This window comes from Bacillus salipaludis (assembly GCF_004358205.1).
This window is the reverse complement of sequence record NZ_SMYO01000010.1, coordinates 154,725-170,202: the sequence shown is the minus strand read 5'-3', so window position 1 is coordinate 170,202 and position 15,478 is coordinate 154,725. Positions and strand designations below refer to the sequence as shown.

The 15,478-nt window shown below is 38.0% G+C and carries 15 protein-coding genes; 11 read left to right on the top strand and 4 right to left on the bottom strand.

Going from position 1 to position 15,478, the window contains the following annotated elements; translation table 11 throughout:
* Nucleotides 1-49 precede the first annotated feature (49 nt).
* The 4 genes from E2K98_RS20805 (at nucleotide 50) to E2K98_RS20790 (ending at nucleotide 3,843) form a co-directional block, all read left to right on the top strand.
* Nucleotides 50-799 carry a sulfite exporter TauE/SafE family protein gene (locus E2K98_RS20805; RefSeq protein ID WP_372512592.1) on the top strand — a complete coding sequence of 250 codons (750 nt, stop codon included), beginning with the start codon at nucleotides 50-52 and terminating at the stop codon, nucleotides 797-799.
* Nucleotides 800-934: 135 nt separating this feature from the next.
* The gene (gene dcuS, locus E2K98_RS20800) at nucleotides 935-2,557 is read left to right on the top strand and encodes a DcuS/MalK family sensor histidine kinase (RefSeq protein WP_133337519.1); all 1,623 of its coding nucleotides are present in this window, start codon (nucleotides 935-937) and stop codon (nucleotides 2,555-2,557) included.
* Complete coding sequence (locus E2K98_RS20795) at nucleotides 2,535-3,242, top strand: response regulator (protein WP_133337517.1); 708 nt, start codon at nucleotides 2,535-2,537, stop codon at nucleotides 3,240-3,242. Before dcuS ends, E2K98_RS20795 begins: the two co-directional genes overlap by 23 nt.
* 145 nt (nucleotides 3,243-3,387) lie before the next feature.
* Nucleotides 3,388-3,843, top strand: coding sequence for a MarR family winged helix-turn-helix transcriptional regulator (locus tag E2K98_RS20790; RefSeq protein ID WP_133337635.1), 456 nt, complete (start codon nucleotides 3,388-3,390; stop codon nucleotides 3,841-3,843).
* 63 nt (nucleotides 3,844-3,906) lie between these two features.
* Here E2K98_RS20790 and E2K98_RS20785 read toward each other — a convergent pair whose 3' ends face one another.
* A complete protein-coding gene (locus tag E2K98_RS20785; protein WP_328591989.1) occupies nucleotides 3,907-4,224 on the bottom strand; it encodes a hypothetical protein in 318 nt (105 codons plus the stop codon).
* A 373-nt stretch (nucleotides 4,225-4,597) separates the two neighbouring features.
* Entirely contained in the window at nucleotides 4,598-4,792 is a 195-nt protein-coding gene (locus E2K98_RS20780; RefSeq protein ID WP_235824888.1) for a CarD family transcriptional regulator, read from the bottom strand.
* A 298-nt stretch (nucleotides 4,793-5,090) separates the two neighbouring features.
* On the opposite strand from E2K98_RS20780, the gene E2K98_RS20775 reads away from it, so the two are divergent.
* The 3 genes from E2K98_RS20775 (at nucleotide 5,091) to E2K98_RS20765 (ending at nucleotide 7,969) form a co-directional block, all read left to right on the top strand.
* On the top strand, nucleotides 5,091-6,464 hold the full coding sequence (locus E2K98_RS20775; protein ID WP_133337633.1) for a DHA2 family efflux MFS transporter permease subunit: 1,374 nt from the start codon (nucleotides 5,091-5,093) through the stop codon (nucleotides 6,462-6,464).
* A 237-nt stretch (nucleotides 6,465-6,701) separates the two neighbouring features.
* Nucleotides 6,702-7,217 carry a YehS family protein gene (locus E2K98_RS20770; RefSeq protein ID WP_133337515.1) on the top strand — a complete coding sequence of 172 codons (516 nt, stop codon included), beginning with the start codon at nucleotides 6,702-6,704 and terminating at the stop codon, nucleotides 7,215-7,217.
* Nucleotides 7,218-7,444: 227 nt separating this feature from the next.
* Nucleotides 7,445-7,969: a DoxX family membrane protein gene (locus E2K98_RS20765; protein WP_133337513.1), complete on the top strand. Its 525-nt coding sequence runs from the start codon at nucleotides 7,445-7,447 to the stop codon at nucleotides 7,967-7,969.
* A gap of 81 nt (nucleotides 7,970-8,050) precedes the next feature.
* On the opposite strand, the gene E2K98_RS20760 is transcribed toward E2K98_RS20765, so the two are convergent.
* Complete coding sequence (locus E2K98_RS20760) at nucleotides 8,051-9,289, bottom strand: MerR family transcriptional regulator (RefSeq protein ID WP_133337511.1); 1,239 nt, start codon at nucleotides 9,287-9,289, stop codon at nucleotides 8,051-8,053.
* Nucleotides 9,290-9,466: 177 nt separating this feature from the next.
* Between E2K98_RS20760 and E2K98_RS20755 the strand changes: the two genes are divergently transcribed.
* The 4 genes from E2K98_RS20755 to E2K98_RS20740 all read left to right on the top strand — a co-directional run bounded on the left by E2K98_RS20755 (nucleotide 9,467) and on the right by E2K98_RS20740 (nucleotide 14,609).
* Nucleotides 9,467-9,661, top strand: a complete 195-nt coding sequence (locus E2K98_RS20755) for a DUF3311 domain-containing protein (RefSeq protein WP_026573395.1) — start codon at nucleotides 9,467-9,469, stop codon at nucleotides 9,659-9,661.
* On the top strand, nucleotides 9,658-11,130 hold the full coding sequence (locus E2K98_RS20750) for a sodium:solute symporter family protein (RefSeq protein ID WP_133337509.1): 1,473 nt from the start codon (nucleotides 9,658-9,660) through the stop codon (nucleotides 11,128-11,130). Before E2K98_RS20755 ends, E2K98_RS20750 begins: the two co-directional genes overlap by 4 nt.
* A 44-nt stretch (nucleotides 11,131-11,174) precedes the next feature.
* Entirely contained in the window at nucleotides 11,175-12,359 is a 1,185-nt protein-coding gene (locus tag E2K98_RS20745; protein WP_308913021.1) for a M20 metallopeptidase family protein, read from the top strand.
* 306 nt (nucleotides 12,360-12,665) lie between these two features.
* Nucleotides 12,666-14,609: a GTP-binding protein gene (locus tag E2K98_RS20740; RefSeq protein ID WP_133337505.1), complete on the top strand. Its 1,944-nt coding sequence runs from the start codon at nucleotides 12,666-12,668 to the stop codon at nucleotides 14,607-14,609.
* A 113-nt stretch (nucleotides 14,610-14,722) separates the two neighbouring features.
* Here E2K98_RS20740 and E2K98_RS20735 read toward each other — a convergent pair whose 3' ends face one another.
* Nucleotides 14,723-15,232: a M15 family metallopeptidase gene (locus E2K98_RS20735; RefSeq protein WP_308914253.1), complete on the bottom strand. Its 510-nt coding sequence runs from the start codon at nucleotides 15,230-15,232 to the stop codon at nucleotides 14,723-14,725.
* Between the last annotated feature and the right edge of the window lie 246 nt (nucleotides 15,233-15,478).

The following is a 15,478-nucleotide window of genomic DNA, read 5'->3' as shown; positions in this document are numbered from 1 at the left end:
ATTGATTGACACCAGGATCATAAGGTTGTAACACGCGGAGGGGAAAGAGTTGGCGATTGCGCTTACGATGTTTGGTTTAGGGGGTTTACTAGGATTTGTCGGGGCAGGAGGATCCGGCTTTATCATTGCGATCCTAACGGTTTTGTTTGGAGTTCCGATTCATACCGCTTTAGGTACATCGCTTGCAGCAATGGTATTTACAACATTGTCAGGAGCCTATAGTCATTTCCGTCAAGGGAATATTTCCGTAAAAACAGGACTTATAGTTGGATGTTTTGGGGCAGTGGCTTCCTATTTTGGTTCAAAGCTGGCCAGCTTAATTCCAGTACATTCCATGCATTGGTTAACAGCTGGGATGTTGTTTCTATCCGCCGTTATTCTTTTGGTACGTTTGTTTATGGTTCAAAAAATAACGGGTAATATCAAAAAGACTGTCCCAGATCATCTTCATATTAGGAAAGCCGCCTTTGTAGGAATTATTACTGGCTTGTTATCTGGTACATTTGGGATTGGTGCTGCACCCTTCATCCAAATTGGGCTTTTGGTCATCATGGGTCTCACGCTTAAACAATCTGTAGGTACAACCATGCTTGTGATTTTACCAATTGCATTGGCAGGAGGAGTTGGTTACTACTTCGAGGGGTTACTCGACTTCGGATTGTTACTGGAAGTGGTAGCAGGAACGATGATTGGTTCATATGCCGGGGCAAAGTTTACGGGACTAGCTCCACAACCGGTATTAAAAAGTGCGATGGTTCTTACACCCATTGTGGCAGGGGCCATTCTGCTAATAAAGTAAAGACGACCTAAAAGACTGCGAAGTAACTCCTAACAGGAAGCTTCGCGGCCTTTTTGTGTTTTCTAAGAGATTTACCGACATACTAGAATTAGTATGAAATGTTGGGGAAGCCTGCCAGATGCGATGGAGGGGAATATGAAAAAAGGAAGATGGAGCTTACAGTCGGTCATTATTGTTTTCGTATGTGTGGTGGTTGCACTTTCGCTTTTAATAACGGACATGCTTATTAGTTCGAGGGTGGCCTCAGGGACGAAGGAGAGTCAGGCAGAAAAAGCGGGAAATATAGCACGGATGGTTGCACATAGTCCACTTGTTATTGAGGCAATGAGTGGAAAACGGGATGAAAAGGAAATCCAAAAGTTTGCAAATGAAATGAGAAAGGTAACAAAAGTCTACTTTATTGTAGTGATGGATATGAATGGGATTCGTAAGTCTCATCCTGAATCTAAAATGGTAGGGAAACCCTTTAAAGGCGGGGATCAGGGGCCTGTTCTGAAAGGAAAAGAGTATACTTCTATTTCAAAAGGTTCCCTCAAACCGTCCTTACGCTATTTTACGCCAATAAAAGACGCAGCTGGGAGACAGGTTGGTGCGGTAGCTGTTGGGATTTCCTTGAATAATGTTCAAAAGGCCGTTCATAAGAGCCGAACAGGGGTCTACATCGGGACGGTGATAGGCATCTTAATTGGTATATTAGGGGCGGTTATTCTAGCTAGGTATATTAAAAAAATCCTACTAGGACTTGAGCCGTTTGCGATATCTAAGTTATTGGAAGAACGTAGTGCTATGCTGCAATCCGTACACGAGGGTATTGTCGCTGTTGATCAGGAGTCGAAGGTAACTCTCGTAAATCGGGCGGCTTTAAAGTTGTTTGAAAAAGCAGGCCTTCAAGGAAATCCAATTGGTAAAAGTATAGAGGAGTATATGTCCTCCCACCGCTTAAGCGATCTATTAAAAAAAGGTAAAACCGAGTTGGATGAAGAACAAAATTTAAATGGCATTACCCTATTAATCAATCGGGTCCCCGTTATTGTTGGCAATAAAGAAGTAGGAGCAATTGCGACCTTTCGTGATAAGACAGAAATGCAACTGCTTGCTGAACAATTGACAGGAGTGCGGATATACGCTGATGCACTTCGGGCCCAGGCACATGAGTTCATGAATAAGCTCCATGTAATTATGGGAATGGTCCATATGGGGTATTATGAAAAAGTCGTTGACTACATTAATGAAATGGTAGGTCACCGTAAAAGTGAATTCAGCTTTGTGACAAATAAGGTAAAGGATCCTGTGCTAGCCGGATTTATCATTGGAAAGTTGAGTTACGCTAGAGAGTCAGGCGTGGAATTATCAGTTTCCTGTGATCTCCCGCTTCCGCTGCCGGCGAATGCTAATGTTAGCCATGGACTGATTACCATTGTAGGAAATTTAGTCGATAATGCGATCCAAGCTGTAAATGATTGTCCAACCAAAAAAATAGCCGTAGACTTTGATTATGGAGATGATATTTTAACCATTGAAGTAAAAGATACGGGAAAAGGGATGGGTGAAGAGTTACAAAACCAAATTTTTCAAAAGGGCTTTTCCACCAATGGGGAAAATCGGGGGCTAGGACTGTATCTTGTCACACAAGCAATTAACAAGCTGGAAGGCGAATTAATTCTCTCATCTAAACGTGGAAAGGGAACCGTCTTTACCGTATATATACCGTATAAAGTAAGGGGGGAGCAGCAGAATGATCACCGTGATGATTGTTGAAGATGACCCTATGGTAGCGGAATTAAATAAACGATACCTTGAGCAAGTGGAGGGATTTAGATTAACCGCAATGGCACCATCAGTGAATGAGGCAATACCTTTATTGGAAAAACAAGAGATCGATCTGATTCTATTGGATATTTTTATGCCGGGCAAACAAGGTCTGGAACTGTTAACCTATCTTCGTGAAAAGGATAAAGAGACAGATGTTATAATCATATCGGCTGCATCGGATATGGAGCGGATCAAAAAGGCGCTAAGATATGGTGTTGTTGATTATTTAATTAAGCCTTTTGAATTTGAACGGTTTAACATGGCATTGTCATCTTATAAAGATCAAGTAACGGTTATTCAAACACAGCCTGTGGCCAACCAGGAGGTGCTTGATACACAGCTTTTGCACCGCGAGGATAGAACGCTGATTGAGGAACTTCCAAAAGGGATAACAAAAGATACTTTGAAACAAATTTGGGAAGCGATTGAGGAGCTAAAGGATGCACCATTTTCAACTGAGGATATTGTAAACCTTATTGGGATTTCTCGCGTATCCGTACGGAAATATTTAAATTTTTTAAAAGAAATCGGCATTCTGGATGTAAAAGTGATTTATGGTACTGTCGGCAGACCTGTTTATCAGCATGAATTTAACCGATTTAAAGAACATCTCATCAAAAACTATCTGTAAGCAGTATAAAGACTGCTTACTTTTTTTATATTTCCTGCGCAAGCGTCCAGCACCTCGAGGTTGTAGGGCCGTATCTGCATCATACCTATTTAGTCAACTAGATTGACTTCGAATAGCGGATTTTGTATAGTTGGTGGCGAAGATGATGATTGGAGTGAATCAATTGATTTCAAACTCTGAATTACAAAATTTGGATCTTATAGATTTAATCAGCGAGCGTCATAGTTTGGTTCGGAAAATCGCAGAGAAAGCATGGAACAATAAAAGTGAGATTTATATTTCAAATTCGGAATGGTATATCATGGCCAGGATTTATAAAAAGCGGCCTACCATTTCCTATGTTACAAAAAATGTAGAAATTTCGCGCCAGGCGATCCATAAGTTTATCAAAAATCTGTCTGCAAAAGGATTAGTCGAAATCAATAATGTCGAAAATAACAAGAAAGACAAGTGTATCCAGTTAACGCCTTTAGGGGAAGATTGCTACGAAAAAAATGAGTTTCTAAAAGCCCAACTTGAGAATAAAATTGCAGAAAAATTAGGTGTTGAGCAAGTAAAGATTCTTAAAGATTTATTAAAGTTAGATTGGGGCATCGAATAACAAAGGGTGTTGAAATAAGAAAAACCTCCTCTTTGTCAAGATGATTGACGAAGAGGAGGTTTTTTAGATGGTGAAAATTTTTTCCTGCTTATGTTCTTTAATCAACCTTATGACCATTTCATTTATTTCCTCAAAAGTGGTATTCAATGAAATTGCTAATTCTTTAAATAGTATATTTTGTGTATTGTTCAAAAGTTTACGATCTTGTTCATAAAGTTTTTTTCCATGAAGTTCAGCTTCGATTTTTTTCCCCATGAGTGTATTTACAACTTTAGCAATCTCTTTTCTATCACCTGTATTCACAGTATCGGAATATAAATTTAAACGTGTGCTAGGATTGTCAGCCCATTTTATACCTGGATATTTGAAAGATTCAAGGATTTCATTGGCTTCCTCTTGGCCTTTTTCAATTTTTGTCCTTCCAGCTACTTTGGAAGGACACTTTTACTGGCTTGCTTCTATTTTTGTCCTTCCAGCTGTCTTGGAAGGACATTTTTTTGGGGCTTGCTTCTATTTTTGTCCTTCCACCTGCTTTGGAAGGACATTTTTACTGGCTTGCTTCTATTTTTGTCCTTCCAGCTGTCTTGGAAGGACATTTTTTTTGGACTTGCTTCTATTTTTGTCCTTCCACCTGCTTTAGAAGGGCATTTTTACTGGACTTGCTTCTATTTTTGTCCTTCCACCTGCTTTGGAAGGACACTTTTACTGGGCTTGCTTCTATTTTTGTCCTTCCACCTGCTTTGGAAGGACATTTTTACTGATGGATAATTTCAAGCATAACCACTTTATCATCATTAACAGGAGTACTTATGATTAATTGATGATTATTCTCCATAGGATGTAACACATAATACGTTCTTGTAATACCCGAAACTGTTTTTTCACAAATATTATCAACTCGGCAAATGCCATGTCCGGAATAAATGATTAAATCTCCAATATTAAACATTTGCTCACTCCCTATATACATTGTTAACTAAGTTGATAATAACTGAATAAAAAAATATTGTCAACCTAATTGACCATTTTGAAAAATTTTTGATATAGTTAACAGGTCCGTTAGTATGTGGGGGTGTACTACGGAAATGGATACCCGCTGATAATCGAAATCACAAAAAATCTTTTCAGCAGAAATTTTTATTGAAGGAGTTTAATAAGTGAATACACAAATCAAAACAGAATCGATAGAGAAACATCAAATTCACAAAGTTCTAATCCCGAAACAAGAAATTAAAACAGGCCCGATCATGGCTGCTCTTTTAGTTGCAGGATTTGTTGGTCTTTTTAGTGAAACGGCATTAAATATTGCCTTAGGAGATTTAAGTCAAATATTCCATGTCAATGCAACGACGATTCAATGGCTGGCAACAGCTTATTTTCTTACATTAGGAATTTTAGTACCGGTCACGGGTATACTGATGCAAAAGTTTACAACACGTCAAATGTTTATTACAGCTGTAACTCTATTCATTATCGGTACGATTTTAGCGGCAGCGGCATCCGTATTTAGTTTTTTATTGTTGGGGCGTATCATACAAGCAGCAGGATTAGCGATTACTTTACCTTTAACACAAAATGTTATTTTTACGATCTCCCCTCCAAATAAAAGAGGTGCGGCCATGGGGGTCATGGGCTTAGTGATGTTAGCAGGCCCGGCGCTGGGTCCAACCTTAGCAGGACTAATATTGGATACATTATCATGGCATTGGATTTTCTGGGTTACCGTCCCATTCTTATTGTTCTCGCTTATTTTCGGGCTCGTGTATTTACCGAATGTAAATGAAATCCGTAAGGTTTCGATTGATGCAATATCTGTTATTCTTTCGACGATTGGTTTCGGTGGGATTGTTTACGGAGTAAGTGTATCTGGTGACCTCGGTTGGATAAGTTCAACGGTTATTGGATGCATCGTTATTGGATTTGCGTCACTCATTCTATTTGCGATTCGTCAAACGAAAATGGAAACTCCTATGCTGAACCTAAAAGCATTTCATTACCCACAATTCGTGCTTGGTATCGTTATGAGTTTTATAACATTCTTTAATATGTTGTCCATGCTGGTCATTCTACCAATGTATATGCAAATGGCGTTATTAATTGCTGCATTTACAACTGGTCTTATTCTTCTGCCAGGCAGCTTGCTTAACTGTATTTCAGCTCCAACCATTGGCCGTTTATTTGACAAATATGGTCCGAAAGCAATCATTACACCTGGAACCATTTTAGTTGCGATTGGTTATGTTTTCTATACACAATTCGATTTAGACAAGGCTTTATGGATGGTTGTGATAACACATATTGTTATGATGTTAGGTATAGGGGCGGTACTTGCGAATGTCCAAACAAACACGCTAAATTCTCTACCGAGACAGTATTATCCAGACGGAATTGCTTTAACTCAAACCATCCAACAAGTAGCCGGAGCAGTTGGTATTGCCGTAATGGTATCGATTTTCTCAGCTAAAGAGAATAGTTACTTAGTGGACATTGCGAATGAATCAACACAAGCAGCAGCAGCAGGGTCTTCACTGGTGTTTACAATCAGTTTAGTATTAGCAGTGCTGAATGCTGTACTGTCTTTATTCATCAAAAAGCCCAACTCTTTACATGCTGTTATCTAAGAGCTCTTTCGTAACCATTGTTACTAATGGTACAAGTTAAATGACAAACAAAGTTTTAGCTTATAAAACATTTAAAACAAGGTGCAAAATCGAATGTCACCTTGTTTTTTTGTTGTTTATAATTTGTTTTGCTGTTAATGCTTTCTGCTACCAGGCAAACTAAATTATTCTAGTGATCCCTTTATAATGGCGAGAGCTGGAGATATAATAGTAAGGATTGTATGAGGAGGTTTCATAATGAGTATGACAAATAATGATATCTTAATTCGATTAAGATATGCTCTAGATATTAAAAATACAGATATGGTAGAGATATTTAAACTTGGCGGCATTGAATTAACAAAGGAAGAAGTGCTAAAGGTCCTAACAAAATCAAAGGACGATTACAATGATGGAGATATAGAGGAAGATGAAAATACTATCAAATGCAATAATATCATGTTCGAATCATTTTTAAATGGACTTATAATCTTTAAAAGAGGAAAACAAGACCCAAAACCTGGACAGCCGGACAGACCAGCCATGACTATTAAAGATCATGGAAGTGTTAATAATGTATTGCTAAAGAAGTTAAAAATTGCACTATCGTTAACAAGTGAGGATATGATTGAAATATTAGAAGATGCAGGTGTTACGATTACAAAAGGAGAATTAAGCGCACTATTACGAAAAGAAGGACATAAAAATTACAAAGTGTGTGGGGATAAATTTGCTAGAAATTTCTTAAAGGGATTAGCAATTCAATACAGATAATAAGGTAAAGATCCTCACTAATTGGTGAGGCTTTTTTAATATCATCATATTTCTTTTACCTATAAAATGGAGTTTCCACTACATTTGTGTAACAAATATTTAAAAATTATAAATTATTTAAGTTGTCTTTAAGAGAATATTAAATCATGAACAAACCCCCCTTTTGCCAAAATAAATCTGTTAAGTTAAGGAGGTACTTTAAACTAATTTCCTAGGGAGTGTTGCAAATGGTAGTAGATTGGTTAAGACAAAACAAAATAGCATCGGGTTTCTTAACAGTTCTTCGTATATATATTGGTTCTGTATGGATTACTGCAGGTTGGCAAAAATTATTAAGTGGTGGTTTCGATGCTTCAGGATTCTTAAAAGGAGCGATTGCCAACCCGGTTAAAGGACCGGACGGGGCGGTTGTCTTTGGATGGTATGTTGACTTCTTAAAACATGTAGCGTTGACTAATGTTGATGTCTTTAATAAGGTTATTCCTGCAGGAGAGTTTTTAGTTGGTTTAGGATTAATCTTGGGCTGCTTAACAACTGCTGCTATGTTCTTCGGTCTTTTAATGAACTTCTCTTATCTGATTGCTGGAACCATTTCTTCTAATCCAATGGATATTTTACTAGGAGTTATCATCCTCTTTGCGGGATTTAACGCCGGAAAACTCGGTCTTGATCGCTGGGTGATTCCATTTATTCGCCAAATATCATTTAATAGAAATAAAACGCTGACAATATTAAAGTTGGAGAATGACTAAATTGTAAAACCATTTTATAGAACAAGTTTAATTTTGGAATTAAGCTAAAAAAATCCTCACCTAATTGGTGAGGATTTTTTTTTATTTTGCAGTCGAATATGCTGCTTTGTACGCCAATAAGTTCATTTTTTCATTTTCATCATGATAGGAGAAATAGCTGCCAGGGTTTTTCGTAAAGCCTACTATTTCCTTAATAAGGTTAGTGAGATGATGTTCATGCAATTCTTCTTCCAACAAGTTTAGTTGTAATGCCTTCGGGTTTGGCGTCGGATAGATTGTTTGAATTCTTTTCAATGATTTTGAATTCGCTTCATAAAAAACAGCATTCCCTATTATGTAAGAATTATCTTTTAGATACTTGGTTAAAATTTGAATCGGTGATTCCTTATAAATCAAGGAATACTGAGTAAGAGACAAACTATCGATGAAAAAATCGATCGAATGATGTGCTAGTGGTAGATGTAAATCACTATTGACAATGTATAATACCGATAAATCTGGATGAAGTTTTTCAATGCTTTGCTTTAATGTTTTAATCGTTTCAAGAGAGTAACACGTAAAAATATAGGATGTATTTTTAGAAAGGGAAGAAAGATATTTTGGCAACATCATCAAAATTTCAATATTTGTTTCTAGCACCATTTTATTTTCCATTTGATGTTGGGTTAATTCGTTGTACATCCATAATTTACTTTTTTCAATTAAACTTACAAAACTAGGATTCCATTTCTCGACATCAATCTCATAAATGGAATATTTAAAAGGGGACGACTGGAGGTTGTTTGTGAACAGAATGCCATCTTTGATTTCCGTTTGATAGCCACAGCTGCAATACAGATTCCCTTCAAAGATTTGATTCACAAGTATGGAGGCATTTTGCAAACTTAATCCACTTTGGCAATAGGGACAAGAAAGGACTGGAACAAAAAGTAATGGAACACCCTTTTTCTTATTATCTTGTTCGATATTCTCATTTGTCTCCGTATTAATTTTTGCATCAAGAGAATGAATTGCCCTCAATATTTGATCCTTCTCTTCAATTAGCTGTTTCTTTTTTTCAACGAGCAAGTTTCTAAAGTAGCTCATATCTTCATTATTCCCATTGTTTGTTAATCGTTTAAGAGATAAGATTTTATGAATTTCTTTTAACGAAAATCGATACAACTTAAGTTCATTAATCAATGCCATATCTTCAAGACAGATGGTGTTCATCTGATATTGTGTGTTTATTTTTTCGGGAATCAATAGTCCTTTGTCAATATAATGTCTTACTGTATCAATTGAAACATTAAAGTCTTTAGCGAACTGTCCAATCTTCATAGAGATTCCTCCTGCTCGATTCCGTTAAAACAAAAAATGGAGTTACTCCACTTTTTTATCATAAATTCATTAAAAATAGCGCTTGCAATTGTGTTAACCCTATTTATTAAACTAATTATACAGAAAAGTTAAAATAATTTAAAATGATGCTTTTAAAAAAATTTGAGGGGGTTAACTATGAAGAAAATCTGTATTTTGTTATCGATTATCCCATTTATTGGCTCGCTGACCGTTATTAATAAGGTAGAGCCCTATGTCTTAGGGATGCCCTTTGTCATGTTCTGGGCAACTCTATGGCTTGTTTTATCTGCCATAGGTATGGGGATTAGTAATTTACTTTACCCTATTGAAGAGGATGGTGAGGAATCATGAATGTTTCTCTACTTATTATTTTAGTTTTTCTCGCTTTTTCCATTTATATAGGAATTCGGGCAAAAAAGGGAAAAGAAATGAATCTAAATCAGTGGGCAGTAGGTGGCCGAGCCTTTGGAACGATTTTTGTGTTCCTGTTAATGGCCGGTGAAAACTTTACTACCTATACCTTCCTTGGGGGAAGTGGCGGGGCATATGGTCTTGGCGGCCCAATGATCTATGTATTTAGTTCGCTTTGCTACATTGTCATGTATTGGTTCTTTCCTCCAATTTGGAAATATGCAAAGAAAAACAATATTTTGACCCAATCTGATTTCTTTGTCAGCAAGTATAATAGCACAAAATTAGGTGTTCTTACGGCTGTTGTAGGAATTATTTCTCTTATTCCATACCTTGTTTTGCAATTTAAAGGGTTAGGGATTATTGTTTCAGAGGCTTCTTACGGGGCGATTTCACCGGCGGTTGCCATATGGATTGGAGCGGTTTCCGTTTCAATTTATGTAACGATTTCAGGGATACATGGTTCTGCGTGGACAGCGGTTGTAAAGGATATCTTGATGTTAGTTGTCATTTTAGTTATGTCTATTTACTTACCCTACCATTATTATGGTGGATTTACGCCCATGTTTGAAAAAATTAATGCTGCTAAACCTAACTTTTTAACTCTTCCTAATTCTGGTTACGGTTTGTCTTGGTATATTTCAACGTGCATCCTTTTTGCCCTTGGTGCATCGATGTGGCCGCATTTGTTTGCAGCTAGTTTAACGGCAAAAAATGCACATATTTTGCGACGTAATTCAGCATTAACGCCACTTTACCAGATTGTCCTAATTTTAGTTTTATTTATTGGCTTTGCTGCAGTTCTAGTAGTTCCCGGATTAAAAGATCCAGATTTAGCCCTATTTGAAATAGCTAAAAAATCATTTGACCCATGGTTTATCGGAATCATTGGAGGTGCCGGATTATTAACGGCGCTTGTACCAAGTTCAATGCTGTTAATGACTGCATCCACACTAGTAGCGAAAAATGTAGTTAAAGTTTTGAAACCGGATACATCGGATCAACAGATTGCCCGTATTGCCCGCACGTCTGTACCAATCCTTGCCCTATTGTCTGTTTATTTTACATTTAGAGGCGGGGAAATGATTTTCATGTTATTAATCATGGCCTATGGATTTGTAGCTCAGTTGTTTCCAGCTTTATTTTTCAGTTTATGGAAGAAGAACCCTGTTTCATTGCAAGGAGCATTTGCGGGAATCATCGCAGGTGCCGTAACAGTGGCTTTAATGACCATTACAAATTCTACTATTGCGACATTATTTCCTCACTGGCCACAAGTCATTAAGGACATTGACAGTGGAATCGTAGCGCTGGGAGTTAACCTGATTGTTACGATAGGAGTTAGCGCTATAACAAGAGTAAAAAATGTTTCAGAAAATCAACTTGAAAATGTGGATGTTAATTCTTAATCATGCTTCACAGTTTAGGTGAAAAGTTAAAGGAGAGAGATAAATTGATAGCCAAACAAATTACTATAAAAGATGAAGTGATTACATGGAGAAGGAATTTACATGAAAATCCAGAACTTTCTTTTAAGGAAGTTCAAACATCTGAATATGTTTATAATCTATTAAAATCTTTTACAGGATTAGAAGTAACAAGACCAACAAAAACAAGTGTTTTGGGAGTGTTAAAAGGCGGAAAACAATTGAGGGAAAAACAGCCGACTATTGCTTTTCGTGCAGATATGGATGCACTTCCAATTCAAGAGGAAGCGGATATTGAATTTCAATCAAAGAATCCTGGAGTCATGCATGCCTGTGGGCATGATGCACATACCGCTATGCTGTTAGGTGCAGCGAAAATTCTTTCCGAAAAGAGAGATGAAATAGCCGGCGAAATCAGATTTATTTTCCAACATGCTGAGGAAATGCCTCCAGGCGGAGCAATCGAGCTTGTTGAAAAAGGCGCTGTGGATGGTGTTGATTATGCTTTTGCCCTTCATGTCACACCATATGAACAATCCGGTTCGATCTGTATGAGGGAAGGTGTGCTTTGTGCGTCTAATGATGACTTCGAGATCAAGGTCATCGGTTATGGGGGACATGCATCCACACCTGAATTAACAGTGGACCCGATTGCGGTGGGGGTAGAAATTGCCTCCAACATTCAACATATTGTATCAAGGAAACTACCAGCTTTACATTCACCGGTTATTTCTATTACGGAATTCCATGGAGGGAGTGCACTCAATATTATCCCAGAGACGGCAGAGCTTGGTGGTACCATACGTGCAATCGACCCTGAGATCCGTATAAAGGCTAAAAACTATGTCAACCAAATTGTAAAAGGAATTACCGAAGCACACGGCGCTCAATATGAAATTGTTTGGCATGATGGCTATGAAAGTGTGGTAAATGATAAAAAGGCAGTTGAGATTACAAGAGAAGTAGCAGTAGATATTTTTGGAACAGAAAATGTAATCCATGCGAAGGAGCCTTTATTTGGCGGTGAAGATTTTTCAGCCATAGCCCAAAAAGTTCCTTCCTCAATGCAATTTATTGGTGTTCATCATGAAGATTTTGGTGAAGCCTATCCGCTTCATCATCCAAAATTTAAAATCGATGAGTCCGCATTACTATACGGGGTCGATTATTTTGTAGGGATTGCAACAAAATTATGTTCTAAAAATTTGTAGCTTGGCAATATACAAAATCGAGGCTAATAGGAGGTAGGAGTTTTCCTTCCAAATATTAGCCTCTTTGTCAATGTATTTAGGAAAAACCAAAAATACGTCCAACGAAGCACTGTAAATAAAAGAGGAAATGGTGGGAAAGGACAGAAACCTGGTCACCATTTTTAATAATACCTGAATGAACCATAAGATAAAGAAACTGTACCAAAAGGACTTCTTTTATACTTTACATTACAAGTGAAACCCTGATAATACTGATATAATAGTGAGGAAGATAACTGTAGTGATAGAATAGGAGCACCTCGGAATATGAATAAAACAATTGGAATTTTAGCACATGTGGATGCAGGAAAAACCACTTTTTCTGAGCAGCTGCTTTTTCATACAAAAAGTATTAAAAAACTTGGGCGGGTGGACCACCAAGACGCCTTTCTTGATAGTCATGAGATTGAAAAGCAGCGCGGCATTACCGTTTTTGCTGACCAAGGTATGTTTGAATACGGAAATTCAACCTATTATCTAATTGATACACCAGGGCACGTAGATTTTTCCCCAGAAATGGAGAGGGCCATCCAAGTGATGGATTTTGCAATTATCCTGATTAGTGCGGTTGAAGGCATTGAAGGTCATACAGAAACGGTTTGGAATCTACTAAAAAAACACCATGTGCCCACCTTCTTTTTTATCAATAAAATTGATCGTACCGGTGCAAATGTTGAAGAGGTACTTGAGGAGATTCGCAGTAATTTCACCAAGGATCTTTGTGATATATCAGCATCCTTATCAGATAGAACAATGTCAGAAGAATTGATGGAATTTATCGCCGAGAGGGACGAAGAAGTATTTGAGTATTATATGGAAAATGGGTATGAACCAGAATTATGGCTGGAAAAAATGCAATCCATGATTCAAGCCGCGGAAATTTATCCTTGTGCAAGCGGTTCAGCACTGCAGGATATCGGAGTGAAAAACTTCCTGGAAAAGTTTGATTTATTAACGGTTACAGACTTTGATAGCAATGCACCTTTTGCAGGCCGCGTTTATAAAATCCGTTATGATGAAACCGGCACAAGAGTCACTTTTATAAAAGCATTAAGCGGTACGTTAAAGGTACGCGATGGGATTGCATGTGGAAATGGTGGGATGGAGAAGGTAACGCAAATCCGTATGTATAATGGCAGTCAATACCGGCAAATCGACCAAGTTTCTGCAGGCGAGCTTTTTGCTGTTACCGGAATCACAAATGCTTCTGTTGGTGACGGGGTAGGCGCCCTAGAGGAAAAAGCCGTATATGATATGGTCCCAACACTAAAATCTAAGGTCGTATTTGACCCCGGAGTGAATCCAAAGGAAGCATTAAAATATTTTCTTATGCTGGATAGTGAGGACCCTTCGCTCTATGTAATTTGGGAGGAGCGCCTGCAGGAAATTCATCTTCATGTCATGGGCGCCATTCAATTAGAAGTACTTGAGCAAATCATATTCGAAAGATTTCATTTAAAGATCGCATTTGAACAGCCAGAGATTCTTTATAAGGAAACAATTGATAACGAAGTAATTGGGTACGGTCATTTTGAACCATTAAAGCATTATGCAGAAGTGCATTTAAAAATCGAACCTGGAAAACGAAACAGCGGAATTCTTTATGAAAGCAGCTGCCATACCGACGATTTATCCATTGGCCTGCAAAACCTGGTAGGACAGCACCTAGTTGAACGGGAACATCACGGTCTCTTAACCGGTTCACCGATTACTGATTTAAAAGTAACGCTTTTAACGGGAAGAGCACATAATAAGCATACTCATGGCGGAGATTTTCGGGAGGCAGTATTTCGTGCCTTGAGGCAGGGATTGGAAAAGGCAAATAACATCCTGCTCGAACCTTTTTACCACTTTAAAATTATCGTTACGAGTAATCAAATGGGACGTGTCTTATCAGATGTGCAGGCTGCCCATGGCCGGATTGACTCCCCAATGACTGATGGCGATAAAGCCATCTTAACTGGAATCGTTCCTGTTGCGACCTTTATGAACTACAGCATGGAACTAGCCTCTTTTACCCAAGGGAAAGGGCGAATGAGTCTAACCTTTGCTGGTTATCACCTCTGTCATAATGCAGAGGAGGTAATCGAACACATCGGATATGATAAAAATGCTGATCCAGACTATACTTCTTCCTCAATCTTTTGTTCAAAGGGACAAGGCTTTACCGTAAAATGGGATGAAGCCGAAGGAATGATGCATTGTTTATAAGCATTTCAATAAAAGGGGGCCTCCCATCGCGAAAATGGTGGAGGCTCCCTTCATGCGGCTAATCCCATGGAGATACGAAAAATAGATTCGATGATGAGAGATGGCATGGAATGTCAGCGGTTATCCGCTACTACGGATGATTCATCGGGTCTTTCCCCATTCTGCAAATCGGCAATTGTCAGTCCAAAGTCCATCTGCAGATGAGGATAATCTTTAAATTGAGCCCAATCTCCACCCCATTCAAAGCCTAATGACTTTGCCATATTGACTACCTCGTTCCAATCAGCCTTTCCATTTTTATTGCCATCGTATTGCCGATCCCAAATGAAATTTCCTGAAGAGTTCTTAAGTGCAAAATCAATTGCTAACCCATAATTATGATAGGATTCTCCTCCTTTTGCATTCGTGACAATATTCCCCTCAGTGGCCAGTCCCTGTTCATAAAGACGGTTTTGCTCCGCAACACTGCGAAAGCCATCTGTAATCACGACCACAATTCCTTTTTTTGCTGCCTGTTGGATTAAATTGTTGCTTTGTTCCTTAACTACCGGTTGGAGTTCAGTCGGTAAAGGAACCGCTTGATGAGTGACTTTTTTATTAGAAGGAGTGGAATCCTTAAATATAAAATGAGCAACCAGCCCTAGAGCAGTAAGAAAAAGTATTAGTTTAATTCATTTTTGCTTCATGGTGGAACCTCCCCTTGGATAATTAACTACCTTCCTTACATATACCGATAAAAAGACTCTCATTTTATACTAAAAAAACCCTAAATTATTCTTAATTTCTATAAAACGAGAACCTTTTGAATGCCGAAATCTTAATCTTTAAAAGTGAGAGTTATTATGTTTTGACCCATCGCCAAATTTTGG